This window comes from Chitinophaga cymbidii (assembly GCF_007992715.1).
GTDB lineage: Bacteria > Bacteroidota > Bacteroidia > Chitinophagales > Chitinophagaceae > Chitinophaga > Chitinophaga cymbidii.
This window is the reverse complement of record NZ_BKAU01000005.1, coordinates 858,999-884,457: the sequence shown is the minus strand read 5'-3', so window position 1 is coordinate 884,457 and position 25,459 is coordinate 858,999. Positions and strand designations below refer to the sequence as shown.

Here is a 25,459-nt window from a genome sequence, read left to right as displayed (position 1 = left end):
GTTAACTTTGCGGCGATATGCAGTTACTGGACAAAAATACCCTGCTGGTAAAGGAAAAGGCCCGCGCACTGGGCTTTGACCATTGCGGCATTGCGAAGGCGGAGCAGCTCACGGAAGACGCTTACCGGCTGGAGCAATGGCTGAAGCAAGGCATGCACGGTAACATGCAGTACATGGAGAATTATTTCGACAAGCGGATAGACCCGCGGTTGCTGGTGGAGGGGGCGCAGAGCGTGATCACGCTGCTGCTGAACTACTACCCCGCCGCAACGCAGGTATCTGACGCCCCCAAAGTAGCCAAATACGCCTACGGGCAGGATTACCACGAGGTGATCCGCGCCCGGTTAAATTCCTTCCTGGCGGAGTTGCGGGCGGAATTCGGGGAGATACAGGGACGGGGGTTCGTGGACTCCGCGCCCGTGCTGGAACGCAGCTGGGCGCAGCGAAGCGGCCTGGGCTGGATCGGCAAGAACGGCAACCTGATACACAAGCAGGCCGGGTCTTTCTTTTTCATCGCCACGCTGATCGTGGACATTCCGCTGGTATACGACCCTCCCACCGGCGACTACTGCGGGTCCTGCACGCGCTGCCTGGACGCCTGCCCCACGGAGGCGCTGGTATCCCCCACGGTGGTAGACGGCAGCCGGTGCATCTCCTACTATACGATAGAACTGAAGGATATGCTGATACCTTCCGGGATGGAAGGGAAATTTGATAACTGGATGTTCGGATGCGACCTGTGCCAGGATGTGTGCCCGTGGAACCGGTTTTCGCGGCCTAACACCGTTCCGGAGTTCGCGCCGATACCTGAGGTGCTGAATTTTACGACATCACAGTGGGAGGAGCTGACGGAGGAGGAATTCAGGCGGATCTTTGCGAAATCGCCGCTGAAGCGGAGTAAATATGCGGGGATACGGCGGAATTTGAAGTTCCTGGGGAAGTGATGGAGGGGCGGTTTGGAAATAATTTTTTGAAATTTGGAAGCAAAGAGTAAATTTGCAGCCCATTCGGGATGTAGCGCAGCCCGGTAGCGCGCTTCGTTCGGGACGAAGAGGCCGCTGGTTCGAATCCAGTCATCCCGACTTTAAAGGACAGGATAGTTTCAAAGCTATCCCGTCCTTTTTCATTTTCGCCTGAAACGGCATTCAGGCTCGAAGTCAGCGAAAACGTCTTATTTATTTTTCCACTTCGAAATGCCTCATTTTCCTAACTATAGCATACTCATTTTGCAGGGTTTCCTTTTGTGCATATCGCAGGAAGCCTATACGGTAGCTAGTTACCGGGAAATTACCAAGATGAGTTCCTTCAATTTCATTAGGATCAAAGTATTTCTGACCAGTATTCCATCGAAGCCAGTATTTCACACTTCTTCTCTATATTTCACTCCTAGCTTTTGATAAGTGGTTGTGTCTATTATCTCTAGTACAAAATACTTGTCTTCGATGAGAACTTTGCCGGGGTCCCAATGTAGACATCAGCAAGACGGGAATCGCGGAATGGCTTCCGGTCCACTTTTATGAGCCCCAGCGGGACGAGGCCGAGAACCCTAACCCTTGCCTATCAAAAACACTGGTTGCGTTCCGAGAGGAATGTCGCCGGCCAGAGGACATGGCAACGGAAGGATGATGGCATTATGCACTATCGGTTATTAAGGTCAGTGCGGCAATTTAATCGCTTACAATTATTTACTGATCAAATATCAGCTTTCACGAACTGAATTTATACCTTTACGAGATTCATCCTCCTCATAAGCCAGTTTTCCTTAATATTATTAGCTACAAATATCGCTAACAGGATTTCCTAATTCAGGATTCATTTCATTATAATTACTTTGCATGTGTATTTGATAGGCGATACTCTGAGGCAATGCTGATTATATATTCCAAATCTATAAATTGTAAAAAGGCATTTATGGTAGAAACTAAAAATTTAAAGGATAAAAATGCATTAATTAACAAAGCGACTACAAAAAACACAATTTCAAAAAAGGCAGGAAGGAAAAGTGCAGCAAAAAAAACGGTAAAAAAGAATAATTCTTCAAAAAACAATCGACCAAAAAATCCGGCTCCAACTTCCAATTTTCCTCGCCATGAGGTTGAGAAATCGCTAAGAATTCCTCGAACGATTTTAGAGCAAAACGCAGGTAAGGATACATCAGAAGCTGAAGTTTCAAAATATATTGGGGTAAAAGGAGTTTCATCAGGTCCTCCTGCAGTGGAGATTAGTTCGGCAATTAAATACGGTTTTCTTGAGCGCACAGGACAGAAGCAGTTTAAACTGACCGATTTATCGAAAAGAATTTTAAGACCACAAACACAAGATGATGAGGTTAAAGGATATCGGCAAGCGATCTTAAATGCTCCTGTAATCAGTGAGGTATATAAACATTACCGGGGAGAGAATCTACCTGACCGTACTTTTTTCGAGAATGCTCTAATTGAGACGTTTAAAGTTCCTCAGGAGAAACTGACTGAATTTATTGATATATTTCTAGCATCGCTTACAACTGCTAGACTCGTAGAAAAAACTGGTGATAAGTATAGATTACTAGATATATCAAGTGAAGGAGATAAGACCCTTGTTGATACTGATTCAGAAATAAGAAAACTTAGTAGAAATACGAGTCTTTCTGCTGATGACAGCTGCTTTGTTATGATGCCATTTGCTAGTCCTATCGGAGATTACTATAAAAAAATATACGAACCTGCTATAGAAAAAGCTGGGCTAAAGCCAATTCGTGCCGACAATGAAATTTTCGGAGTCGGAAAAATAATTGACCAAATATGGGAGGGAATAAACACTGCAAAGGTTTTAATTGGTGAATTGACAGGACGAAATGCTAATGTTTTTTATGAGCTTGGTCTTGCCCATGCATTGAAAAAGCCTGTAGTTTTAATATCATCAAATGAGGGAGATGTACCATTCGATTTGCAGCATATAAGAGTGATATATTACGATGTACACGATCCATTTTGGGGGCAAAAGCTAATTGATAAAGTTGCCGAGAATATACTTTCAGCAATTAGGAACCCAGAAGAAACTATATTGTTCAAATAATTACTATAAATTAAATCAAATAATATGAAAATCTGGCGAGAGTTCAATAGTTCGCATTCCTCCAATATAACAATTATAGGAGAATTCAGTGAGCCCAAAAATTTAGAAAAGCACTATGAAATGATCCAGGATTTCATTCTAGGAGCTTGGGAAGAGCGTCACGCATCAATAGAGGATTTTAATGATCATTGGGCAAAAGAATTTGATCCGAATGTCCGTTATATTGGAATTACTAACGATGAATATTTCATAGGCATTGATAACGATCCAGACATCAAAATAGAAGACGGGAATTTGAAAATATCCAAGCTCAGAATGGATAATCTTGGAGGAATTATAAAGCTATTAAGATTTGCAGGAAAATGCAGAATCACAATTATATGAAACTAAGGTTTGAGCCACAAGGACTACACTACTACTGTCGAAGAAGTGGATTGCATATATTATTTGATGAAGTTAAAATAGAGAAATCCGCGTTCAGTATAGCACCACGTACTATTAGCATAGCAATCACCGATAAATGCGATTTTTCCTGCTCATATTGTTACGTAAATCTAAAGGATAAGTTTCTTTCCAAAAACGATATTATAAAATATTGCAAGCAACTAGACAAGTTGGGTACATTTGATGTCGCATTAGGCGGTGGAGAACCAACTTTGCATCCAGATATAGTGAGCATATGTAGAGAAATTTGGCTCGAAACTGGCATGGGGATTAGCATAACAACGCACGGGCATCATCTAAATGAGAAATTTATTGAGGAAATTAAAGATTATGTATCTTTCGTTAGAATTTCAATTGACGGGCCAGAGCCTATTTATAGCCAATTAAGAAATAAGAAGCTTCACGACCTCCTTCCCAAATTACGATTATTAAAAGGCCATGTTCCTTTTGGGATTAATACTGTTATTAACAAATTAACTTTACCGTATCTCGAAGATGTTAAAATCATGCTTATAGAGTATGGTGCCTTTGAATTATTATTATTACCTATGTTAAATAAGGGTAAGTTTGTATTAAATGAAAATGATTGGGACGTGCTTAACAACTGGATTGAAAGGAACTATCAAGTAATACCCATCCGCACTTCTGTTGATGCTGAAGAATTCCTTAAGCAACCCTTCCTGTTTTCTGGACAAAAACAAGAAACCGACTATGGTTTTATTGGTATAGACGGAAAATACCGTCGCAATTCCTTCAGCAATGAAGGAATTCGAATTGATGCTTACAATAGCCTTGAACAAATGCTATTGTCGATAAATGCAGACAGTTTATCCATATAAATTGTAGTTGCTACTATTTGATCTTACAATATCTATAGGACTGCATCTGAACCATCGTCATAAAAAAATATGAATCTTTACATTCCTTTTTAAACGTCCTCCGGGCAGGGAAAGGCATTCCAAAAGGAAAAAGATTCAGGGGCAGCGTCAGATCAAGTGTAATAAGGTCTTAAGTTCTTGTATGCTGAGATAAACTCCTTGATCAGTCTTACGATGTAACATTCGGTGACAGTTGCTGCAAACCATATGCAAATCTTCAATTTTTGTCATTCGCTCTCCGCCACTTGCAATAGGTATGCCGTGGTGACATTCGATAAATTTAGATCCATGGGAACCGTACCGTCGCGCAAAGTCAAATCCGCAGCATTCGCATTGAATATAACCTGCGCCTTGACGTAAGGCCCGAGATTTAGCGAGCCCTACAATCATTTTGTTTCGCTCACGGCTTAAGTGCTGTAGCAATATAATGCGTTCTGAACCTTCCTTCACTGATATATCCTCATCTATTAGTTCTTCAGGTATTTCCACTTGGTCCAGTAGCGACCCCAAGTTGGGATTTAAGTATTGAGAAAAGTATGTCCAGACGTCTTGCTGAATCGAATATCTGGGTTTAAGTGAGTTAAGTAGTTGTATATCACAAACCTTTCCCCATTGGGGTTTGTAGAAGTTGAGTTCCTTAGGGATTGTAGATATTGCAGTTCTGGGCTCTGCTCTTGCAATAATTGCTACATTTCGTATATATTGGAAGCGATGGTTTGAATTTGAATCCTTGTATAGGACGGAATCTATCGGCGTAACGAGATGTGTCAGATAGGTTCTCTTAGGTACGCCAGGGAGGTTGTCTACACGCTGAAATAATAATATAATTTCCCCTGGACTAACCAAAGCCGCCCCTTTTCGCTGATCGTCGGAGAAGTTTAAGTGAATGGTTGTATCGTCTGCATTTTCGTAATATGCCCAGTCTGTTCCGCCATTGCGCTTTACATTTTTTACCCAGTGAATATCTGTTGCTTTAAACACGGTATAGTATTTTTTGTGTAGCAGGTTCTTATCTTAGTTTTGGAGATAAAAGCACTTGTGAAGCATTGCTAGTGAAAGCTGTTAAGTGTAGCTGGGATCCCGAAAAGTTGTGTAGTTAGGCGTAGACAGTTCTATGCCATCGCCACTTTGTAGAAATAGATAACTATCTGTCGCACCTCCGTTTAAATTCATTTCGCCTTCGCTACTGAAACTCAATTCTTGTTGTCCCCAATTTATAATATCGCCATTTTTCGATTCTCTAAGCATTCCTTGCTTGATGTGCATTTCGCGCGATGAATAATTATTGTAACCAAAATCCTCAAGAAACGCACCGTAAGAATGCAGAAATAGGCACAGGGTAGTTCATTTCTACGATTTGAATGCTTTCTCCGTTTTGCACATTAGTTATTACAAAACTGTATATTGTGTTGTTCGCATCAGGATGTGTTATTTCTATATCAAATTTGTACCATACATTTTCCATAAAATCAAAGGGGGCAACAAATTTTCTTCCCCTTTTTTCATTTGTAAAAGGGTCAAAAATTCCACCCTCAACTTGTCTAACAGGTTTGAATTGCGGATGATCTTCTTCCAAGCTCCATAATGAGAAATGGGCCGTTTTATCTCCATTCTCCAATTGCTGAAATCCCGCATATCCACTAGAATATGATTCACCCGCGTTCCAGTTTAGAACCGAGTAAAAAGTAGAAGGCGTAGAATAAGGTATTTTGATCTGTTGTGAGATTAATACGGCTTTTTTGTTAATTCGGCAATTGAAATAGATAGAGGGTGAATGCTGGGGAGAGTACGTATACATAATTATTGAGATTAGGAGTTAGTAGCTTTTGCCTTGCTGGCAAAGGTTACAAGTATAAATATATTCTTCTTCCGAAACGCTGTTCATGGCTCTACATTCGCGTAAAAACACTACTTAATATCGGTTCGAATGCTAATAAGCAGTAAAAACTATTTTTCCCAATTAGTATAATCAATAAGATGAATAAGCTCTTCAAGCACAATTCTTAAATCATCCTTTTGTTTATCAACGTCTATTTTTTTGGCAAAAAAACGTCTATTGTGCGCACTCAAATCGCCCATTTGCTTTAGTTTAGGTAAAGAGGACTTTGCATTTCGGCCAATATTCCAGTTGGTTTCATTTATGAAATGATTTATCAGGTCACTCAAATAATAAAAGTTCCCTGCACCATTCTTTATATTTTCCGATATCCCATGTCGTTCAAAGGCTTCTATAATTAATACCTCAAGCAACTTTCTGGTCATTACCGAGCAGGCATCGAAAAGACCATGATCATAGCAGGCTGCGGCTTGCCCGGCAATACTTTCTAAATAACCACGTGTACCTTTGAATAGTTCTAACGGAAAATAGTTGTCACTTGGCGCAATGGGCTTAGGCGTCCCCAATACTTTATCAATTTCAGTCCTTCTTCTTCTTTCTAAATGATAAAGTCCCTTTTGAAAGATGAACTTAGGTATTTTGCCCTTCGCTTTTTTTGAATGTGTCGCCAGGTATTGACGGGAATTTGAATATTTGGGCGTTTTTAAAACATCAAAGCAATCGTCAATATCTTTCGCTTTAATACCTTCTGCACCTTTCGATACGGTTAAATAGTATGTAAAATATTCAATCTTGTTTCCAGCAGAAAGGGCATCAAATTCAGGTACTTTACGAATAAATTGATCTAAGGTCATATTTAACTCTTTTTATCCCAAAACTTCATTTTATTCCTACCTGCGGTTGTTAAGGCCAAATTCAACCTGTCTTTTGTTTCCACCCAACCAGTTCTTGACTTGGTGTTGCCTATACTTTTATCCATATTTTCGGGAATCCTGAGATTAAGATGGTCATAGCATGTATATAGATGATCCAAAGTAATATTAGCGTTTTTTAATATTTCTTGAAAATAATACACAAAGAGCAAGTTTCTCTCATTGTCATTTTTCACTGCAAATTTCTTGAAAAAAACTTCAAGACTTTCCTGTCCTGAAGGATAGAAATCAATATTGGTTAATCTTTTTGAGCCAGTTGAGCTATTGGATGATTTTCTGACAACCTGTCTTTTTCCTCCTTCATCTTCTTCCTTTTTTCCCTTGGATTTTTTGCCACCTGTGGCCGTACTTGCTTGCGAAACCCATTTACCCGCAATAAGGTCCTTTGCTGTGTTTATTCCTTTGTCAGTTAATCTCAACTCATCGGTTCTTATGGTTTTAATTAAGTCAGGGAACAGACTTTTCCATCTATTAGAGAAGTTAGACATTCTTGAGTCAGCATCTCTTGATTCTTTATATCGTTTTTGTACAGATCCCTTATTGAACGTGTTTTTACCATACTCACTTATATAAAAAGCGTAAATAAGAATCCAATGTTTTTCTGAACAATCTAGTGAACGTTCTACGTCATCAATATGTAATAACTCTGAACTATCGGTTGGAGACGGAACACTTGATTCCGGTGTTATAACTTCTGCATTTTGAAAAGTGTCAACCAGTGGGTTGATTTCATTGGTTGTAGGCAACTGAGTTAAATTACCAATCTGCTGGCTCCCTAATCTTACAGCATAATTTTCTTTTATTATGCCTGCTAATTCTTTGGCTGCATTATCACTAAATGTTGCATCTATGATTCTTTCTCCAGCGCTTTCATGCATTCGAAATGTGTTTGTATTTGATGTGGCATTGGTTTTAACCTCTTTGGGAACTCCGCAATTGACACAGCCTGCATCATCTTTTTCCAATGGTGAACTACAAGATTTGCACTTAACTTGTGTCAGGCATCCACCGCAAAAATACCCGGTCAGTCCTAGAGGTTTGGAACAGTTATAACAAATTGCTTTCTGGGTTGCTTCCATCGTTCTCTATTCTAAAATTTTAATAATATCACTGTGACGACTTCATTTACCTCGTAATATTGGGATTTCCCTTTACATTCCAAGTTTCTTTTGGATTTGGGCTTTCTGAACATAAAGACGATCAGACAGCGGAATCGGGTGACTCGAATACTTCAATTTGCCACTTCTATAACCATCGGTACATAACTTGGCACAGGATCGCTGCATATGGGGCAATTGATTTTGATTGAATTGCGATAAATTTATACATAAGTATTTAATGAATCCACTTTCCCCCTTCATGTGGGAAAATAGGTGGATTATGAATTCCAAATTGTGACTTTGCAATGGAATTGAAAGTTACTGTTAGAATAGTTTTCATCAAGTTTCACTAAAAAATTGGTGGATTATAGTTTCTCCTCCACCTCCGCCCCCGGCGCATTTTTCATAACGGAAGCAATCCCGTTATCCCTGCTATTGGAAGATTCGTACATCTCACTGGTCCCGATCACCTGGCTATTTGCCGCCTTCAGCGTAAAATAATGCTTCCCATTGGCAGAAACCTTCTTATCATAATTCCCCTCATTCGTGGAATTCTTCTTTACAGACTCAATTCCATTCTGGCAACCTGCTTTGGCAGTATAACCTTCACTGGTCAGAATAGTTTCATGATTACCGGCCTTCAGAACAAACTGAAATTCGCCATTACTGCGGGTAGAAATGATAAATTTTCCCATAACGATATTTTAGGTGAACAAATAAGATCACTTGGTGTACCTTAAAAAGATTAATAATTTATCATTGAGGGTGAACCCCTCATTTTGTTATGCACATATTTATTTCAAGAAAATTCTACACGTGGTCTTAGGGCACTAACGAGGTTCAAACATATCGCAATATAAAAATAAGATCGCAACTGCGAATCATTTTCGCATAAAAAAAATGGCGGGGTTATGCAATTCGCTCCCCCGCCTCATTCACCATAAATTTTTCTACTTCCACTGCTATCTTTCTCTCAACCCTCCAGGTATTCTTCGTCTTCCTGATCACAAGGCATCCATCCGCTATATCCACCTCCACAATATCCCCGATGCAAAACCCCGCCTTTTCCAACCACCTGCCCGCAATCCGCAGAAAAGGAACACCTACAAGCTTACCATATTTGTTTTCAACTTTACGTCCGACTGTAATAAGCCGCTTTACTTTATTGTCTATCATAATTAGAATATTTGTATAATAAAGATACTTATTAATCTACAATCAAGCAAGTCATATTTACCATCAAAGAAGATATTTTGATCTATTTAACATAGAAATAAATGATTAATACAACTAGTATTATATTTAAATAGCTACTAATAGAAATGACGGAAAGATAATTTTGTCTACCTTCGATGAACATAAAACACACCTTATGACATTCGGCACCAGAATCGCCCAAATCAGAAAAAGTAAAGACATCAAGCAGCAAGACCTCGCAGATACCGTAGGTACGAGTAAAGACATGATCAGCCGCTACGAACGCGACGCCATCAGCCCCTCCATAGACATGGCCGCCAAAATCGCCAAAGCCCTCAACACCTCGCTCGACAGCCTCGTATTCGGCATCGACCTCCGCAACGATTCCCGCCCCCTCACCACCAAACTCCACGAAATAGAAACACTCCCCACCGAAGACATCCACCACATCCTCGCCGTTATAGAAGCTTTCATCACAAAAAATCGATTGCAGCAAATTTTGAAGTAAAAATCCCGCCGCATGCTAAACATCTGGCTGCATTTACTGTTAACCCTGTAAACCAAAATCCATTAGAAAAGATGAAGAAAATCATCCTCGTACTATGCCTGAACATCATGGTTCCTTCAGGCCCTTTTTGTTTGTTCCTGGAGGTCAACAAACACTTTCACAAAAGAAGAAAAGCAAACTTCCCCATCATCGCACAAACATTTTTGTGTACCATCGCGGTTTCTCCCATTTTCATCATTCGCAAAAGAGAGGAAAAGAAACAGATCACCCCTATCTGGTATGCGCTCATCATCATCCTGATGATCATCCTCAGCTCCAATAGAAAATAAACCGGAAAGCATATACGATTCCCTCAGCCGTGTTAAATCAGTACCGGCTACTTTTCGTATCTATGGGTATACCATGGATATGCCATGGATGATCCATGGATAATCCCCCGGTAATCCCCGGGTTTGATACGGGTCAACCCCGGAGCTGCCGCCTTACTTCATCGGCGTTCAAACCCTTGTGCGCGCAAAACTCCTCGATGGTGACGAACATATCCTTCGTCTTGTTCAGCTTTACACGGATCTGGTGCAGGATCTTCCTGGCGGTGCGTTCCGCCACATCTGCGATCTGGGCGACTTCTTTTGCGTGGATGACCAGCTTTGCAGCTGCAAGGAAGTAACATTCCATGATTGTCATAAGCAAATGCATAGAGATTTCCATATGCAGGGATTTGTAGGGTTAAGCTTGGAACAGGGTCAAATATGGTTGATGAATATACGAAATTTCCTGTTTTCATGCGGCAAAAACGGCATATTCGGCATATTCGGCACATCCGGCACGGTGATTTTGAAACGATCAGTTTGCGTGCGAGCTTTGCATCATCGGTACCGGAACATAACAGACCGGAAAGACGTCGCCGGGATGTTATGATGAAAGGCTGAACGGATGCTGGCCTTCAACAGCGTCCATTTACTTCTCTTAAAACTTACTACAATGGCTAAACAAATAGGCCTGATGCAACTGGAAGGCGCTCTTGGCAACGTGGTGTTCTACCACACCAAAGACGGCAACTTCGCCCGCCAGAAACCTGCAGGCAGAAAAACCATCAGCGAGCGCGTAACGGAAAACCTGAGCGAGTTCGCACGCGCCGCACAAGCGGGCAAGCTGATCCGCCGTTCCTTCGCATCGATCATCAACGACATCGATGCGCCGGCCCTCACCAAACGGCTCTCGTCCGAACTGGGCATGATCCTGAAAACGGACTCCGTGAGCCCGCGCGGCCTGCGCAACTTCGTGGAGGCGGACATGGAACTGCTGGAAGGCTTTGAGCTGAACGACAACAAAGCCCTCAGCACCGCGCTCAAAGTGCCGTACACAACTACGATCGACCGGGAAACCGGGAACATGAAGGTGGTGGTCCCCGCCCTCAACCCGTCCAAACTGATCGAAAGCAGCGAAGCGGCTACGCACTACAAGTTCACACTTGCGGGCGCGGCGATCAACTTCGGCAACCGCGATCATATTACCGCAACGCTCGAATCGGGCATGCTGGTGATCGCGAACGAAGTGAACCCGCAGCTGGAACTGGAGGTACAGGTGCCGGTGATCGGCGATAACACGCTGATCCTCGCATTGGGACTTTCCTTCTACCAGCACACCAACGGAAAGGACTATGCAGTGGGCGCCAAACAGAGCAATGCGCTTGCCTTCGTAGCGGTGTCTGACAACGTTGCCTGATCTTTCACCTCCTAAAACGGAACACTATGGGCATCAAAGAGCGATTCATGTCAAAAACGCCCCCATTCTTCCGTAAGCTCCGCGCCATCGGCCTGTCGTTAGTAGCAGCGGGCGGTGTACTGGCCACTACACCCGAAGCTTTGCCGGAGATCGTTATCCGCATCGGCGGATACCTGATCGTTGCCGGCAGTGTGATGACGGCCGTGAGCCAGGCGGTGGTGAAAGGTGAAGAATAGGAAAACGTAACGCCCCGGGGGGTCCCGGGGCGTTTGTTGTAAAGTACTATACTAGATGAATTAAACACCTTGACCTATAGGAGAATTTGTAAGTGACCAAATTAAGAAACTAAAGAATCGGTTTAGCCATCCGTTTTAAAAGTAAGCCAAACGGATTTTTAGACGTTTCGAGATTGCATCATCTAGTTGACGTTAGCTAATGCTGCACGACAATTTGCCTTGAAACCCACTGCTGCCCATCGAATACACGAATAATGTATATGTCGTTACGCAAGGACGACACGTCCAATGTCGTGGCATTTACGTTTCCCGAATACAATCTTTCCATAACGATATTTCCCATTTTATCTACCATCTGAATTCGTTGAATACCGTTCTTGTAAGTATTGGATCCAAGCGCAATACTGGTTTCCCCGTTGTTATGAATTCCGCCCAATTCCACCCGAACAGAATTAATGGCAGGATTCGGCGCTACCATAAGTCCCCCACTTCCATTGTAATAAATATTAAATTGACCGTACGATTGTCCACATGCATGATTAGCCACTACATTAAGATATGCCGCAGCTCCGGTAGGAGCATTAAATCTAAAATCAATGTTTACATAACGGCCACTATTCCCAGGGAAAAATCTAAACTGAGGATAGCTGCCCGATACCTGGGTCCAGGTAGCTGAAGTGTATGAGTTTGCGGGCGCTAATGTAATTGTCCCAAAAGTATTGTCCATGTTGATAATCGCCCCGCTGACATTTCCTCCCAGGACAGATACACCATCATACACAGAAGGCGCCCCAACATCAATGTTTCTCGTAGATATACGGTGATTCCCGCAGGAATTATTCAGGAATGCATTGATCGTTACCGGCTGCCCGAATGCGCTTGCAACCTTTGTGACATTGACACTGTTTCCGCTTGGGGAAAAAGTGACTACACCCACAGGAGAGGCCGTCCATGTAATAGACGAACCAGGCGGAATGGATCCTCCTACCTGGTAACTACCGGTAGTGCAGAACTCATCAGGGCCGGTAATATTAGAGGCAACCTCCATTGTGCATTCCGTTGCGCAATTCTCTGCATTGGAAAGCCCCTCCATTTCATTAAACATCCATCTGGCATTCCTCGCTGTAAAAGCCAAATGTTCTTGATTAAAATGTTGGCTACCTCCTCCGGAGAATTGTTCCTGCGCAATAAAGGTGCTCATCCTTGAAGTGTATTGGGTGTAGCCATTAATATACCTGCCGTTCAAGCTACTGGAAGTAATTGTCGAGACATCCAACGCGCTAACAACCGGTACAAAACAAAAACTCTCCCCCAATGCCACATTCACCTCTGAAGATACCTTAGCCCAGATAAACCAAAAAACATTCTTTCTATGGTCAGGTATCTGTGATGGGGCGCCCCCTACTTGCGATAGTGTGCTTTGTGTTCCCCCGGGGAGAATATCCCAGGCAGGGACATTATTAGCTCCCGGATCCCATTTTATATTTCTGTGGTAAAGAGTGCGGCTAATCGGTAGAAATAATAGTGTCTTATTCGTATGAAACCTGATGTCCGTTACATCAGACAGCCCATTGGTACCATTTAACGCCCATGCTTGTAAATCCAGATAATAGTTCGACCTAAATATCAGGACAGATAAACGAAATTTACCTCTTATATCCAGTAATTTTGTTGCGGGTGCAAGTATTGGGTTACCGCATTGTGATCCAAGGCTGGTTGCTATCATCCGGTAGGTTGGTTGCGGACCAGTAGTCGGGAATGTGATCATCGTACGATACTCATTATCCAAAAAGGTATTAAACGCAACACTATAAAAACCGGGAACTGTGATCTCTGATCGCAATAGCAGCAGCTGTTGCGTAGCAGGCGCATCTGCTACCGCCTGAGCTTCGGTTAGTTCGGGTACCAAGTCGGTGATTTTCATACCGTCCGGCAAGAAATCAGCCAAATTCAGAATGGAGATCAGGTGCTGTACCCCGATAGGAACATTAGCGCCTCTATGAGGACTATCATGTGTGATCAGCAGGCGCGTGCCCGTATTGATACTTTGTTTTGTCATATTTGCCAACGCATATCTGGCTACTAAACCGCCCATGCTGAGTCCAAGTACAACATTTTGCTCCGTACTGCCGGCAAGTGCTTTCTGTTGGTTAACCCAGGTAACTACCTCCTCCACCAAAACTGCATTGCGCCTGATATCATCAGTGCCGTCCCAAAAATCAACAAACACAATGTCGTAGTCTGCCATATCCAGCTCATCATTGAAATCATAAGTGGCTCCCGGTCCCTCTAAGGCAGCTATAAAATGGCGATATTCATAATTACTTTGTACGTTTGGCGCAATGGCACTTACATCATATCCCTCCACAACGATCAGCGGCTTCCTGATCTGCCATGTTGTATTACTTTGGCTATAGGCAATGGAAACGGTGGCTCCGCTATGATTTACCGTCCCAAAGAAAAACTGTTGGTCATCTGGAAATTGATTATACCGTGCGGTTCCTATTCCTACGTCTACTACTTCAAGCTTGGCATAACATTGCATGATAGAGTTGTCGGTATAAGTAACCTGCACTGCGATATTATAGGTTCCATTATTAGCATAATTTGCCGTCAAAGGCACTCCAAATGAAGCGGTACGTAGCCCGCCTCCGTCTCCAAAATTGACTTTGATAGTCGATATCGTTTTTCCACGATTACTATAGTATAAATTTTGCTTAAAAAGAAGGGAAGGTTGTCCACTACTCCAGTATTTAAGAGGTGCCGCTGCAAAACAGTTCCTTTGTAAATATGGGCTTACAGGTCTGTTGGGAACATCAAAAAGTTGTCCATTCTGTGACGATATCAAGCCAGCACTGATGGCATCAGGTCGAAATGCGCTATAGTTATAATCCATGATGGCTACCGGAATTGAGGTACTGTCCGACTGCAACTCCGTTTGCAATGTAGTATTGACTGCCTGCAAGGTAGCCATCGGATTCGCTCCATAAATTCTGCTGGTATACAGGCTCGCATACAAACCGCGCCAGATTTTGATATCTGCCACGGTACTGTCAGTAAGCGTGCCTTTAAATACATCCAGTGGGAGTAGTCCCAGGCCATATTCTTCAAGCATCCCAAAGGGTACCTGGGACTTGTCGAGCGGCTGTACAATCCGGTTAATGTCCTGGCGCAGAGAGTCAGCAGAGGTTTGGGATAAAGCGATCTTTGCGTACACAATCAGGCATACGAAAAGGGTAAATTTTCGGGTCATGGCAAAAATATTATTTAGTTAATGAAAATTGCCAGCATTTATAGTCTGAGATCAAAGCGGCCGTCTTTAATAGATATAGTATCGCACCCACTTTTGATCATCACAACGGAAAAGGTCCCTGAAATAATCTGCGCAGAAAGGTCCAGGCGTGTAATTTTCAAACTACCCGTTTGCTTAACATCATCATCCCGGAAATTGTAATCGCAGCCTGTATTTGTGTTAACGAAAATCTTTGAAAACTTGATGCCTACATCTTCCATGGGGGAGGCAATCCGATAGGTTCCTGTTTTATATAGGTTCTTGGCACCGATGATAAGGAACTGTTCAATGGAATCTTTCTTATTAATATGGTACATGCTAATACTAAGCGACCCGCCTTCGAGGGTAGGATCGTAGATCACAGTTGGATTACTGACTCCCGTAAAGCCTTTTGGTATTATTACTTCATCACCTATCTTAAATCCGATTGTATGTTTACCTTCCTGGGTAATAGGAGGAAGCTGATCCCCAGCCGGAGGCTTGGAACCTCTCTCCTTTTTACAATGTAAACTTGTCACGATAACGGATAAAACAAACAGTGATAAAATGACCTTTTTCATAGGGATTTATTGAAGCATGGACATATATTATGGGCTAACCAAATATAACAAATTCAAATGAAAAAGCCAATCAAATATGTTTTATTTAGAGCGATTCATGCCCAAACGCCCCATTTAGATATAGACAAACTCATCAATAAACAAAGTTGGCAACTCCCTTATAAACCAGGGTCGGTTCACGACTTCCGAAAGGAATCAGAACCAGTATCAAAAATACACCTATCCAGTTATGTAAATCTTTTTCCGCATCTCGTAAATCCCGCTCCCACCCCATCCCCGCGTCGCCCCCGCTATGAAACTTTTTTTTCCGCATCTCGTAAACCATCTACCGGAGTCTTGTATACTTTCGTGCCAAATATATCAACATGAGATTTTTTATACTATTGCTATGCTGTATATCAGCTACAGTACTCTCTTTTGCCAATACTGAAGACGGAAAGGGCATAGTAACCGGACAGGTATTTACGGTCGATGGTGACCCCGCGCCCGGTGTTAGAGTAGCCTTAAAGGGAACCAACCGCGGCACATTAACGGACGAGAAAGGGAAATTCACGCTGCGCAATATAAATGAAGGAAGCTATGAACTGCAAATATCGTTGCCAGGCTATGAGACCATTACCCGTAGCGTAACTGTAGAGAATAACAGAACGGTTGCCGTTACCATGGAATTGACCATTTCCAAAAAGCAGCTGGATGAAGTTGTGATTACAGGCGGTCGCCATAAAATAGTGGATAAGCAGACGGATTATGTGGCAAGAATGCCCATCAATAATCTCGAAAACCCACAGGTGTATAATATTGTGAGTAACGAGCTGCTGAAAGAACAGGTGGTGACGAACATGCAGGATGCTCTGAAGGCCGCTCCCGGCGTAGTGCCTGTTTCCTATCCCAGCGGAGGCGTTGGTACAATGTCCCGCGGCTTTAGTACCGGTATTGGCGCCCGTAACGGATTACGCTCAGACCTGGGCCGGTCCAGCGCCGACGTGTCCAATATTGAACGTATTGAATTTATAAAGGGGCCTTCCGGAACATTGTTCGGTACCGGAGCATCATCATTTGGCGGTGTGGTAAACCTGGTAACGAAAAAGCCCGGCGAAACCTTCTTCGGTACTACCGGGTTAACGGTAGGAAGTTTCGGGCTTTCAAGGCTAACGGCCGACATCAATGCGCCTGTGAATAAAGACAAAACCGTGCTGGCACGTGTCAACACGGCGATTCAACGCCAAAACAGCTTTAGCGATTTCGGACGGGTGAGCAGTTTTGCATTTGCGCCGAGTGTATTGTATAAAGTGAATGAAAAGCTGACGGTGCTGTTTGATGCGGAAATATTTAACGCAAATTCATCAAGACCAACTTATACTACCGTGAATGTTGCCAAAACCGGCTATACCAGCTTTGAAGACATTCCCTTGCCATACAGCGCCTCGGTATACGACAATGATCTTGATTCCAAAACGCAATCCCAGAAATACTTTGTAGAAGCTAAATACAGGATCAGCGATCAGTGGACCTCATCCACCAATATTTCCTATGTAAACGAGCTTACAGAATATAGCTATCAAACGTATAATACCTGGGTTGCCAAGGATAGTCTGGCGAGATATGTAGGTATATGGGGACCAATAAAGAATACATTCACCAACGCACAACAGAATTTTGTCGGTAAGTTCAATACGGGCGCGCTGAAACATACTTTACTGCTGGGGGTAAGCTATACCGATTACTATGCAAATGGTATGAGCAAGAGCGCTCCGAATTTTGACACGATCAACATTCACAATACTTACAAGCTCATCACCAAGGAACATGCAAACAAGATACTGTTGCAACCGGAGCGGGTTTCCAGCCGCGGCACTTCGCAAAATCAGTATATAGGCGCTTATGTATCGGAAGTGCTGAATATAAGCGACCGCTTGTATGCTATGCTCAGCCTCCGTTTTGACAGATTCATACAGAAAACGGGCGGTTTTAATCCGGGTGGATATGAGCAAAACTCCCTTTCTCCCAAATTAGGACTGGTTTACCAGGTAGTTAAAAATAAAGTATCCCTGTTTGGCAACTATATGAACGGCTTCCAGAACAACAATCCGCAGATAGAACAGCCGGATGGATCTGTTCTGAATGTCCAGCCCGTTTATGCCAATCAATGGGAAGTGGGTATAAAAAGCGAGTTGCTGAATGGGAAGGTCAATACAACCTTTAGCTATTATACAATCAATATAGACAATGCCCTGCGCAATGAGATCATCGATAACAAGCAATTTACAAGGCAGGACGGGCAGCAGCAAAGCAGCGGGTTTGAGCTGGATGTGCTGGCTAACCCGGTGGAAGGTCTTAACGTGATATTGGGTTACGGTTATAATGAAAACAAGATCGTTAAAGCTGCCAAAAACCAGGGCAACATAGTTGCCGGCGCGCCGCGTAATATAGCCACTTACTGGGTTAGCTATAAATTTCACAACAGCGTACTGCAAAACTGGGGCATAGGAGCCGGCGGCAATAGCGTAAGCAAAAGCTTTTTTGACGATGGCAATACGTTGACAATACCGGCTTATACCGTAGTGAACGGAACGCTATTTTATGAAAATACCAAATGGCGCGCAGGTTTTAAGCTGAACAACATCGGAGATGCGCAATACTGGGATTCTTACGGCATCTACTATCCAACAAGGAACTTCTCAATAGATCTGGCAATAAAGTTCTGATTGTCGTATGACATTGAAAAAAATTATGGGTAAAATTCACCGCTGGCCTGGACTTTTTTCCAAAGCAAAACGGGCAAAATGACGAAAACTGTCGGCAGAGAGAACAGCAATCCCCCAATGGTACCCGCGGCAAGGGAAAACCAAAATGCTTCGGCAGGCCCGTCCATAAGAAAAGGCAATAAACCCAAACAGGTGGAAAGAATGGTAAGCAAAATGGCGCCTGACCTGTGCAGGACCGCCTTGACGAGAAGCTTGTTCTCATTCCGTTTCCCGCCGGCCTTCTTCAGTTTATTGAGATCATTCACAATAAAAACACCTGCATTGGAAACCAGCCCCCCAACCATCACAAATGCTGCATAGCCCCCCTGATCAAACCAAAAGCTGTTCAAAGAGAACGTAAGCAATATACCAATGAAGGAGACAGGGATCATGATAATGATAAAGAAAGGCTTCCTTAAATTCTCCAGCATTACACTATATATAAAGAAAAGCACGGCAACCAGCGCCAACAATACCACCCAAAAGCTGCTAGCCATATCCTGTATCCCGCTCCAGTTTTGCTGTTCGATCGAATAGCCGAGGGGCAACTCAACGGCTACCTCCTTTACGAGATCTTTCGTGAAGGAATTACCGAATGCCGCCGTTCCGTTAAACTCGAATCCTACCACCCGAACGTACTGCCTGTCTTCCTTATAAATGCTATTCAACGTATTGCTGTATCCGGCGGCGCCCAGCCCTCCTAATTTCACGGCCCTTGTTCTGTCGAGATGAACAGTTCGGTTCAGCAGATCATAATACGAATATTCAGCTGCCCGCTGCTCTTCCAGCACAACGGGCAGGTAACGACCGCCCAGGGGCAGCCTGACCGGCAGTTCCCTTGCTGCTGTTAAGCCCCTGACCCTGGCTGATATTTCTGCCCCGCTGGTGTTATGCAACGCGGCTTTCGCGGCATCAAGATCGAGATAATACGCTTTATTTTCCTTCTGATCATAACCGAGCCTCTCGTTGGTATTGATCCTCGATACCCGCTTCTGTTGCCGCAATCTCTCCTCCAGACGGGCTGCAATCCTGTCCAGACTGTTGCTGTTATACCCTCGCAAAATAATCCTGAAGTCGGCCATCTCTCCTTGCATGGCATTACTGAAACCTGATCCAATACCATAAATATTCCATTCTGTTCCGCCACGATCAACCGCGCGCGAAACGAGTGCCGACTTCAGCTGATAAGGCAGTCCAGCCTGCTCGTATGTTTCTTTAAAGCTCACAGCGATTGCTGCCCGCTGTCCGCTATAGATGCTTGCTTCATATTTCTCAATGCCTGCGATGCCGGAGAGGTAATCTTCCACGTCTGCTACCACGATATTCATCTGCGCCAGGGTTGTACCTAAAGGCATGGTTGCACGCACAAAAAGCGTTGTTTTCTCAAGGGTACGGTAACCGCTGTTTTCAGCAACACCGGTAATGAACAAACGCAATGCCCCTCCCAGCCACTTATCAGCCAGCGGTTTGATCTCCAGCTGATAGTACTCGCTCCCCAAAGAGGCATTGTACCAGTTATGGTACCATGCTTTCCCTTCCCACTTTAGCGGCAGCAGGAACACCGGCAAGCCAAAGCCCAGCACAACGAGCACCAGGAATTTTGCGCGGTGCAGGGAAAGGAAGGACATAAACGAGGAATACAATTTTACCTGTCTCCATTTCCTCCTCCGGAGATACATGGTACGCCCTGCTTTCAAAGCCCGGTGTCTGCGGCCAGGGCTTAACAGGCGATGTAAGGCCGGAGTAAGCCAGATCGACGTCACGAAAGAAGCGCTAAGCGCTATCAGGATCACCATGGCGAGGCCTGACAGGTTCCGCTTTATTTCATCCGGTAACAGGAAGATCAGTACAAAGGCTGAAGCTGTTGCAAGATTAGCGGCCAGCAGTCCTCCGGAGAAGCCTTTCCGGTGACCCCGGGAGCAATAGTCCAAAACAACGATTGCATTGTCGGTCATAATACCGAAAGAAATAGCCAGGCCCGCGACCGTATAAATATTAACATCGATCTTCAGCAGCCAAACCAATAAAACAGCAAGGCATAGTGCTACCCAAAGGCTCGATACGATAATGACGGTACGGGCCCAACTCCGGTACGCAGCAAGTATGAAGACCAACAATATTGCCAACGATAAACCGATCCTTCGCATACTCTTCCTGATCTCCCCTGTGATCAGTTCGGTATCGTCATAGTCCAGCCGCATCTCAAAACCCTCCGCCAAACCCGCGGCTGCCTCATGCATCAATTCCCTGATCCTTCCTGCCAACAGGCTCCTGTTCCCATTCCCGTTTACATAAATGGAACAGGTAACAGCATCCCTGCCGTTTATCCGGAAATAACTGCGGGGCGCTCTTTCCTCTATGCGGACCTGTGCAACCTGTTTCAATCTGATGCGCTGTTTATCAGGAAGAGCAATGGGCATGTTCTCTATCGTTTCTACAGTGGCAAGCGGTGCCGGAATACTTAAGAAATAACGGTTGCTCCCGGTTTTTACATCTCCGGGCCAGGCCGGTGTATAATAAGACATGAGCCCCCCTGCTATACTGGCCGGTTCAATTCCCAGCGCCTCACATTTCGTCTTATCATAGAGAATGGTCAGCTGCATATCTTCAACACCCGGAATACTGATCTCCCTTACACCGTCAACATCTGCAAGCGCCTCCCGGATAACGGGTTCTATACGCTGCTTAATACTGTAGGGCCGAACGGGCGCACTGATCGAATACACCAATAACGGGAACGATGTAGCGGGCGTTTTGCCACCTCCTGACACTACCGGATAAGATGCTGCAGGAGGCAAAGCAGGATAGACCCGCCGGATAAGCGCTGACAGCTCCATCTGTTTGAACTGCACATCTGCCGAACGGTCAAAATTGAGTTGAATATGGCCGTAGTCATAATTTGAAACAGAAACAATCTTTTCTACTCCCTCAAGTTGGGAACAGGCACTCTCCAGTAAGGATGTAACCTCCTTTTCCACTGTACCGGGATCAGCGCCTGGCAGTGAAAACGAAACGAAAAGCGAAGATTCTTCTTCCCCTGGCATCAGATCGATCCGTATCCACAAACATGCCACCACGCCTGAAGCTGATAATATCAAGAACAAAAGAAGAAGCCGGAACGGAGTGAAAAAAAGCCTCACATGGGTTAGATTAAGGGATGTTTATGACAGAAAAATAATGTTAAAAATTGACAAATAATAAAAATAAATTAACTTGGAACCCGCTACTAAATCGATTTTTCATATTAACCCTCACCCTATATGCCCAAACGTTACCTGGAGCGACTGCTCACCATTGACAGGCTTATCAAGATCAAGTCTACAGGCTCCCCCAAACAGCTTGCCGAGCGCCTGGGAATTTCTGAAAGCCGATTATACGAATACCTCTCTTTCATGAAAGAATCCGGCGCCCCTATTGTCTACAGCAAGGAAAGAAGCAGCTATTATTATCAGGCCGCCGGAGGATTTGATTTCAGCTTCAAGATGGAAAGACAAAACAACTGATCCGCACTCCATTATTGTTGGAGTGGGAATTTGTACATTCGATGTGTATTGAATAGGAGCCCTGTTGAGATCCGGCATAAGCTGGCTACCGTTGCTCATCTGACAACGGGATGCTTGTTATATCCGCATTGCTGTGATGTGTTCATCATAAATATCCTTATCCTGTATGCAGCAAATCAAGCTACATAAAGCTTCCCGGAAATCAAGACTGTCCATCCCGGAAACCGGGCTATTCCCCATCGGGCACAAAAAGCTCTATTTCCCTGTCAGCATACTTATTCTGTGCATTGGTGCATTGTACTGGCCCGTGTTCTCCCATAAATTCCTGCTAAACTGGGATGACCAGTGGGTTGTGATCAACTACTATACCGACCAGGGCCTGAAAGCAGATAATCTGTGGAACGTTCTTACAGAATTCTATCGCGGGCAATACGCCCCCGTAAATGAGTTCCATTACATCCTGCTGTATTCGTTATTCGGGTACAGCCCCTTCTGGTTCCATACAGCCAGTCTTTTGATCCATATGGCAAATGTGGTCTTATTGTACCTGCTAATCAACAAGCTGCTGACTAACAATGGGGCTTTCGAAACCCTGTCCATCAGGCGCATTTCATTTTTTACCGCCCTGCTGATGGCCATTCATCCATTCCTGGTAGAAGCCGTAGCCTGGCTGTCCGCCTCCAAAATACTGCTGTACAGTTTTTTCTACCTGATCTCATTGCACTGTTATCTGCGGTACGCCAGTCGTCACCAAAAGAAAGACTACCTGCTTTGCATGCTTTTTTTTATCATCTCCTTCGGAGCAAAAGAGCAGGCCATAACTTTGCCGGTATGCCTGTTGCTGTTCGACTATGCACTGGGCCGGGATCTTCGGAAGATCAGTACCTGGGTAGAAAAGATACCCTTTCTGGCACTTTCCCTTTTCTTTGGCATCGTTACAATGTTATCGCAGGGAGTTGCTAACGAAGGTGTGCTTTCAGACCAGGCGCAATACCCGTTCTATCAAAACGTATTGTTCGCCTGCTACACCGTGGTTGAGTACCTTATAAAATGTGTGGTCCCGCTTAACCTGTCCTACATTTACCCATTCCCTATTCAGATCGGAGAAGAGCTTCCATGGAGGTTCTGGTTCTACCCGTTCATCATCGTGCTTGTGAGCGTTTTGCTGTACGATTTCTGGCGGCAGAAATGGGTATTCTTCGGCATATCCTTCTTTCTCGTTCATATCATGCTGGTCTCGAACATCATACCGCTGGCCAGATACGCGATCGTAGCGGACCGGTATGTTTATGTATCATCGATTGGCATCTTTTTCCTGATCAGCTTTCTTCTGAACAAATTCATGGAATTGAGGAGTAAACACCTGAGAACGGGAGTTGCGCTGTTTATCGTGTACATAGCGGCACTTTCGTTGTACACCTCCCAGCGCGTAAGAATATGGCGGGATAGCGAAACCCTGAAGATGGAAATAAAGGAACAACTGGAAAAAAGGGCCGACTTTGAGGAGTTGAAAAAGAAATACAAATAGAAGGCCCGCCTGATCTGCAACTGCTTCCCACATCTATAATCAAGTACTTAAACTTTAAAAAACGGTAAAATGAAAAAACGGATTTTCAAAATAAGCGGCATCATCCTTCTGATCTTTGCCCTTGTGGCGAACCTGCAATATGCTTCGCTGCATTATGACATAAAAGAGATAAGCCTGGGCGCACCTGTCTTCGGCCAGTCCGGAACCTCCGGGGGCTCAAGCAGCGGCGGATCAAGCAGCGGCGGCTCCTGCTGGAAAACAGTGGAAGTATTCTGCAGTTCCTCCGTCACCAATACAACAGGAACAAGCAGCGGCGGCACAGGCCCGACTGTTACTACCACCGTATCTTTCGATAAGGACGGCAACGTAATGCCCGGCGCCAGCACAGACATCCTTGGATGGTTATTCAGAAAGAAAACGGTTAAGACAAACACCACCACAACGGTGACCAAGTACCGCGCAGATTGCGAATCCGGCGGCAACAACGGCTGCCAGCCGGCCAACTGTGAAGGCGCAAGCGTTGGTACCTACAAAGATTGCACTTCCGGGTCAAATTAATCGGCCCGACATCGTACTTAAACCGGGATAGCAGCAGGAATAGGGTATTTGACTGAACCTTTTTTACGAATAACACGAAAGAGACCTTCTGAGAATACCCTATTTCATCTCAAAGCATCTGGAAAAACTGAAAACTATGAAACAATCCTGCAGCACATCTGCTTTTTTCACCTCAACAATAATCTCCGCCGTACTATTGTCAGGCGCCTGTAACACAGCTCCGCAGGAAGGAAAGAAAGGAACGGCAGACAATGCGGTCCACATCCCGGTAAGCAATGATGATCCATCAAAGTTTGCCGAGATAGATTCCCTGATCGAATCCTGCGAGGTAATTCCCCTTGAAACGACTGACCAAAGCCTGTTCGGGAGCATCAATGCACTATATGCGATCGATGACCGGATCATTATATTCGACAAGTATAATTCCAAAAGCATCCTGATCTTTACGAAAGACGGGAAATATGTTAACAGGATATCCCCCGCAGGCCAGGGACCGGGAGAATTCTCCTCCATCCTTCGCTGTACGGCAGATGAGAACGGGATCGAGGTTTTTGACGCAGGTTTGTCCAAGATCCTCCGATACTCCACAGATGGCGCCTATAAAACTGAATTCCGGTTAAAACCTTTTTACAAGACCGCTTTTGCCAAATACGGGCCGGAAAAGTATCTCTTCTACAATGCGGGAGAGCCTGTTATTAACGGGGCGGGCTATAAGCTGATTGCATGGGATGTAGAAAAAAACCAGCGGGAAAGCCTGTTCTTCCCTTTCGACAAAAGACTTGCAAAATGCAAGGCATACATCGATGAACAACATTTTGTGCAAAGTGACAACAACACCACCTTCTTTGAACTTTTCAACGATACCATATACAGCTTCAATCATAGCAACCTGACAGTATCGCCCAGGTACATTATAGATTTCAAAAGAAGGAAACTGCCTCCTGCTTTTGTCAATAACCACAAGATCCTGGATAAACTGAAGGAGGCCAACAACAATGTCCATGCGATCTTTACCGGCAGGCTGATGGAGCTGTCCAATTACCTGTTCTTCAAATATAATTACCGGCAATCCGAACGGTCATTTATATGGGACAAAATCCATAACAAGGCAATGGCCAACACCCATATGATAGGCCTTGGCGGCATGGACATACCGATCCTTAACTGGTATAAGGGATTCCAGGAAAATCAGCTGGTTGTTAAAATGGAGAGTTACGAATTGCTGGAGTGGCTGTCTGAGAAAAAGAGAACAGGAGCGGACCTTTCCTCCAATCCGCTTGTTAAAATAGCGGAAACGCTGAAAGCAGACCACAACCCGGTGCTGATATTCCTTAACCTGAAAAAAAACAAAATCTGAACA

General features: G+C 44.2%; 23 protein-coding genes and 1 tRNA gene. 14 read left to right on the top strand and 10 right to left on the bottom strand.

What is annotated here, in order from left to right; translation table 11 throughout:
- Window positions 1-17: 17 nt before the first annotated feature.
- From queG to CCY01nite_RS22145, 5 genes are all read left to right on the top strand, one after another.
- Window positions 18-944 carry a tRNA epoxyqueuosine(34) reductase QueG gene (gene queG / locus CCY01nite_RS22165; RefSeq protein WP_146866341.1) on the top strand — a complete coding sequence of 309 codons (927 nt, stop codon included), beginning with the start codon at window positions 18-20 and terminating at the stop codon, window positions 942-944.
- A gap of 64 nt (window positions 945-1,008) precedes the next feature.
- A tRNA-Pro gene (locus tag CCY01nite_RS22160) sits at window positions 1,009-1,082 on the top strand.
- 829 nt (window positions 1,083-1,911) lie between these two features.
- Window positions 1,912-3,057: a hypothetical protein gene (locus tag CCY01nite_RS22155; RefSeq protein WP_222614466.1), complete on the top strand. Its 1,146-nt coding sequence runs from the start codon at window positions 1,912-1,914 to the stop codon at window positions 3,055-3,057.
- A 24-nt stretch (window positions 3,058-3,081) separates the two neighbouring features.
- Window positions 3,082-3,441: a hypothetical protein gene (locus CCY01nite_RS22150; protein WP_146866339.1), complete on the top strand. Its 360-nt coding sequence runs from the start codon at window positions 3,082-3,084 to the stop codon at window positions 3,439-3,441.
- Entirely contained in the window at window positions 3,438-4,340 is a 903-nt protein-coding gene (locus CCY01nite_RS22145) for a radical SAM protein (RefSeq protein ID WP_186831205.1), read from the top strand. The genes CCY01nite_RS22150 and CCY01nite_RS22145 overlap by 4 nt, the downstream gene beginning before the upstream one ends.
- Window positions 4,341-4,487: 147 nt before the next feature.
- Here the strand turns inward: CCY01nite_RS22145 and CCY01nite_RS22140 are convergent, their stop codons facing one another.
- From CCY01nite_RS22140 to CCY01nite_RS22115, 6 genes are all read right to left on the bottom strand, one after another.
- Entirely contained in the window at window positions 4,488-5,360 is an 873-nt protein-coding gene (locus CCY01nite_RS22140) for an HNH endonuclease (RefSeq protein WP_146866335.1), read from the bottom strand.
- 319 nt (window positions 5,361-5,679) lie between these two features.
- Window positions 5,680-6,177, bottom strand: coding sequence for a DUF3472 domain-containing protein (locus tag CCY01nite_RS22135; RefSeq protein ID WP_146866334.1), 498 nt, complete (start codon window positions 6,175-6,177; stop codon window positions 5,680-5,682).
- 149 nt (window positions 6,178-6,326) lie between these two features.
- Window positions 6,327-7,070, bottom strand: a complete 744-nt coding sequence (locus CCY01nite_RS26790) for a hypothetical protein (protein ID WP_222614465.1) — start codon at window positions 7,068-7,070, stop codon at window positions 6,327-6,329.
- Window positions 7,071-7,072: 2 nt separating this feature from the next.
- Complete coding sequence (locus CCY01nite_RS22125) at window positions 7,073-8,227, bottom strand: zinc ribbon domain-containing protein (RefSeq protein ID WP_146866332.1); 1,155 nt, start codon at window positions 8,225-8,227, stop codon at window positions 7,073-7,075.
- Window positions 8,228-8,613: 386 nt separating this feature from the next.
- A complete protein-coding gene (locus CCY01nite_RS22120; RefSeq protein ID WP_146866330.1) occupies window positions 8,614-8,943 on the bottom strand; it encodes a YegP family protein in 330 nt (109 codons plus the stop codon).
- Between the two features lie 214 nt (window positions 8,944-9,157).
- On the bottom strand, window positions 9,158-9,424 hold the full coding sequence (locus CCY01nite_RS22115; RefSeq protein ID WP_146866328.1) for a SymE family type I addiction module toxin: 267 nt from the start codon (window positions 9,422-9,424) through the stop codon (window positions 9,158-9,160).
- Between the two features lie 196 nt (window positions 9,425-9,620).
- Here CCY01nite_RS22115 and CCY01nite_RS22110 point away from each other — a divergent pair, with 196 nt between their 5' ends.
- Window positions 9,621-9,953 carry a helix-turn-helix domain-containing protein gene (locus tag CCY01nite_RS22110; RefSeq protein ID WP_146866326.1) on the top strand — a complete coding sequence of 111 codons (333 nt, stop codon included), beginning with the start codon at window positions 9,621-9,623 and terminating at the stop codon, window positions 9,951-9,953.
- 71 nt (window positions 9,954-10,024) lie between these two features.
- Window positions 10,025-10,282, top strand: a complete 258-nt coding sequence (locus CCY01nite_RS22105) for a hypothetical protein (protein WP_146866324.1) — start codon at window positions 10,025-10,027, stop codon at window positions 10,280-10,282.
- A 133-nt stretch (window positions 10,283-10,415) separates the two neighbouring features.
- Here CCY01nite_RS22105 and CCY01nite_RS22100 read toward each other — a convergent pair whose 3' ends face one another.
- The gene (locus CCY01nite_RS22100; protein ID WP_146866322.1) at window positions 10,416-10,637 is read right to left on the bottom strand and encodes a hypothetical protein; all 222 of its coding nucleotides are present in this window, start codon (window positions 10,635-10,637) and stop codon (window positions 10,416-10,418) included.
- 297 nt (window positions 10,638-10,934) lie between these two features.
- Here CCY01nite_RS22100 and CCY01nite_RS22095 point away from each other — a divergent pair, with 297 nt between their 5' ends.
- A complete protein-coding gene (locus tag CCY01nite_RS22095; protein WP_146866320.1) occupies window positions 10,935-11,678 on the top strand; it encodes a hypothetical protein in 744 nt (247 codons plus the stop codon).
- Window positions 11,679-11,725: 47 nt separating this feature from the next.
- Window positions 11,726-11,914, top strand: a complete 189-nt coding sequence (locus CCY01nite_RS22090) for a hypothetical protein (RefSeq protein WP_246130005.1) — start codon at window positions 11,726-11,728, stop codon at window positions 11,912-11,914.
- Between the two features lie 196 nt (window positions 11,915-12,110).
- Here the strand turns inward: CCY01nite_RS22090 and CCY01nite_RS22085 are convergent, their stop codons facing one another.
- Window positions 12,111-15,167 (bottom strand): T9SS type A sorting domain-containing protein, encoded by a 3,057-nt coding sequence (locus tag CCY01nite_RS22085; RefSeq protein WP_146866316.1) that lies wholly within the window; start codon window positions 15,165-15,167, stop codon window positions 12,111-12,113.
- Window positions 15,168-15,205: 38 nt separating this feature from the next.
- Complete coding sequence (locus tag CCY01nite_RS22080; RefSeq protein WP_146866314.1) at window positions 15,206-15,766, bottom strand: Riean_0653 family protein; 561 nt, start codon at window positions 15,764-15,766, stop codon at window positions 15,206-15,208.
- Window positions 15,767-16,131: 365 nt separating this feature from the next.
- On the opposite strand from CCY01nite_RS22080, the gene CCY01nite_RS22075 reads away from it, so the two are divergent.
- Window positions 16,132-18,471, top strand: coding sequence for a TonB-dependent receptor (locus tag CCY01nite_RS22075; protein WP_146866312.1), 2,340 nt, complete (start codon window positions 16,132-16,134; stop codon window positions 18,469-18,471).
- 23 nt (window positions 18,472-18,494) lie between these two features.
- Here CCY01nite_RS22075 and CCY01nite_RS22070 read toward each other — a convergent pair whose 3' ends face one another.
- Window positions 18,495-21,650, bottom strand: a complete 3,156-nt coding sequence (locus CCY01nite_RS22070) for an efflux RND transporter permease subunit (RefSeq protein WP_146866310.1) — start codon at window positions 21,648-21,650, stop codon at window positions 18,495-18,497.
- A 120-nt stretch (window positions 21,651-21,770) separates the two neighbouring features.
- Between CCY01nite_RS22070 and CCY01nite_RS22065 the strand changes: the two genes are divergently transcribed.
- The 4 genes from CCY01nite_RS22065 to CCY01nite_RS22050 all read left to right on the top strand — a co-directional run bounded on the left by CCY01nite_RS22065 (window position 21,771) and on the right by CCY01nite_RS22050 (window position 25,456).
- Window positions 21,771-22,013: an HTH domain-containing protein gene (locus CCY01nite_RS22065; protein WP_146866308.1), complete on the top strand. Its 243-nt coding sequence runs from the start codon at window positions 21,771-21,773 to the stop codon at window positions 22,011-22,013.
- A 166-nt stretch (window positions 22,014-22,179) separates the two neighbouring features.
- Window positions 22,180-23,541: a glycosyltransferase family 39 protein gene (locus CCY01nite_RS22060; protein ID WP_146866306.1), complete on the top strand. Its 1,362-nt coding sequence runs from the start codon at window positions 22,180-22,182 to the stop codon at window positions 23,539-23,541.
- A gap of 69 nt (window positions 23,542-23,610) precedes the next feature.
- A complete protein-coding gene (locus CCY01nite_RS22055) occupies window positions 23,611-24,099 on the top strand; it encodes a hypothetical protein (RefSeq protein WP_146866304.1) in 489 nt (162 codons plus the stop codon).
- A gap of 136 nt (window positions 24,100-24,235) precedes the next feature.
- Window positions 24,236-25,456 (top strand): DUF4934 domain-containing protein, encoded by a 1,221-nt coding sequence (locus CCY01nite_RS22050; protein WP_146866302.1) that lies wholly within the window; start codon window positions 24,236-24,238, stop codon window positions 25,454-25,456.
- Window positions 25,457-25,459 lie beyond the last annotated feature (3 nt).

Coding starts and splice junctions, on each gene's coding strand:
- CCY01nite_RS22055 (WP_146866304.1), top strand. CDS start 23,611: ATGAAAAAACGGATTTTCAAAATAAGCGGCATCATCCTTCTGATCTTT.
- CCY01nite_RS22100 (WP_146866322.1), bottom strand. CDS start 10,637: ATGACAATCATGGAATGTTACTTCCTTGCAGCTGCAAAGCTGGTCATC.
- CCY01nite_RS22125 (WP_146866332.1), bottom strand. CDS start 8,227: ATGGAAGCAACCCAGAAAGCAATTTGTTATAACTGTTCCAAACCTCTA.
- CCY01nite_RS22060 (WP_146866306.1), top strand. CDS start 22,180: ATGCAGCAAATCAAGCTACATAAAGCTTCCCGGAAATCAAGACTGTCC.
- CCY01nite_RS22095 (WP_146866320.1), top strand. CDS start 10,935: ATGGCTAAACAAATAGGCCTGATGCAACTGGAAGGCGCTCTTGGCAAC.
- CCY01nite_RS22110 (WP_146866326.1), top strand. CDS start 9,621: ATGACATTCGGCACCAGAATCGCCCAAATCAGAAAAAGTAAAGACATC.
- CCY01nite_RS22150 (WP_146866339.1), top strand. CDS start 3,082: ATGAAAATCTGGCGAGAGTTCAATAGTTCGCATTCCTCCAATATAACA.
- CCY01nite_RS22085 (WP_146866316.1), bottom strand. CDS start 15,167: ATGACCCGAAAATTTACCCTTTTCGTATGCCTGATTGTGTACGCAAAG.
- CCY01nite_RS22065 (WP_146866308.1), top strand. CDS start 21,771: ATGCCCAAACGTTACCTGGAGCGACTGCTCACCATTGACAGGCTTATC.
- CCY01nite_RS22155 (WP_222614466.1), top strand. CDS start 1,912: ATGGTAGAAACTAAAAATTTAAAGGATAAAAATGCATTAATTAACAAA.
- CCY01nite_RS22105 (WP_146866324.1), top strand. CDS start 10,025: ATGAAGAAAATCATCCTCGTACTATGCCTGAACATCATGGTTCCTTCA.
- CCY01nite_RS22115 (WP_146866328.1), bottom strand. CDS start 9,424: ATGATAGACAATAAAGTAAAGCGGCTTATTACAGTCGGACGTAAAGTT.
- queG (WP_146866341.1), top strand. CDS start 18: ATGCAGTTACTGGACAAAAATACCCTGCTGGTAAAGGAAAAGGCCCGC.
- CCY01nite_RS26790 (WP_222614465.1), bottom strand. CDS start 7,070: ATGACCTTAGATCAATTTATTCGTAAAGTACCTGAATTTGATGCCCTT.
- CCY01nite_RS22080 (WP_146866314.1), bottom strand. CDS start 15,766: ATGAAAAAGGTCATTTTATCACTGTTTGTTTTATCCGTTATCGTGACA.
- CCY01nite_RS22120 (WP_146866330.1), bottom strand. CDS start 8,943: ATGGGAAAATTTATCATTTCTACCCGCAGTAATGGCGAATTTCAGTTT.
- CCY01nite_RS22050 (WP_146866302.1), top strand. CDS start 24,236: ATGAAACAATCCTGCAGCACATCTGCTTTTTTCACCTCAACAATAATC.
- CCY01nite_RS22090 (WP_246130005.1), top strand. CDS start 11,726: ATGTCAAAAACGCCCCCATTCTTCCGTAAGCTCCGCGCCATCGGCCTG.
- CCY01nite_RS22145 (WP_186831205.1), top strand. CDS start 3,438: ATGAAACTAAGGTTTGAGCCACAAGGACTACACTACTACTGTCGAAGA.
- CCY01nite_RS22135 (WP_146866334.1), bottom strand. CDS start 6,177: ATGTATACGTACTCTCCCCAGCATTCACCCTCTATCTATTTCAATTGC.
- CCY01nite_RS22075 (WP_146866312.1), top strand. CDS start 16,132: ATGAGATTTTTTATACTATTGCTATGCTGTATATCAGCTACAGTACTC.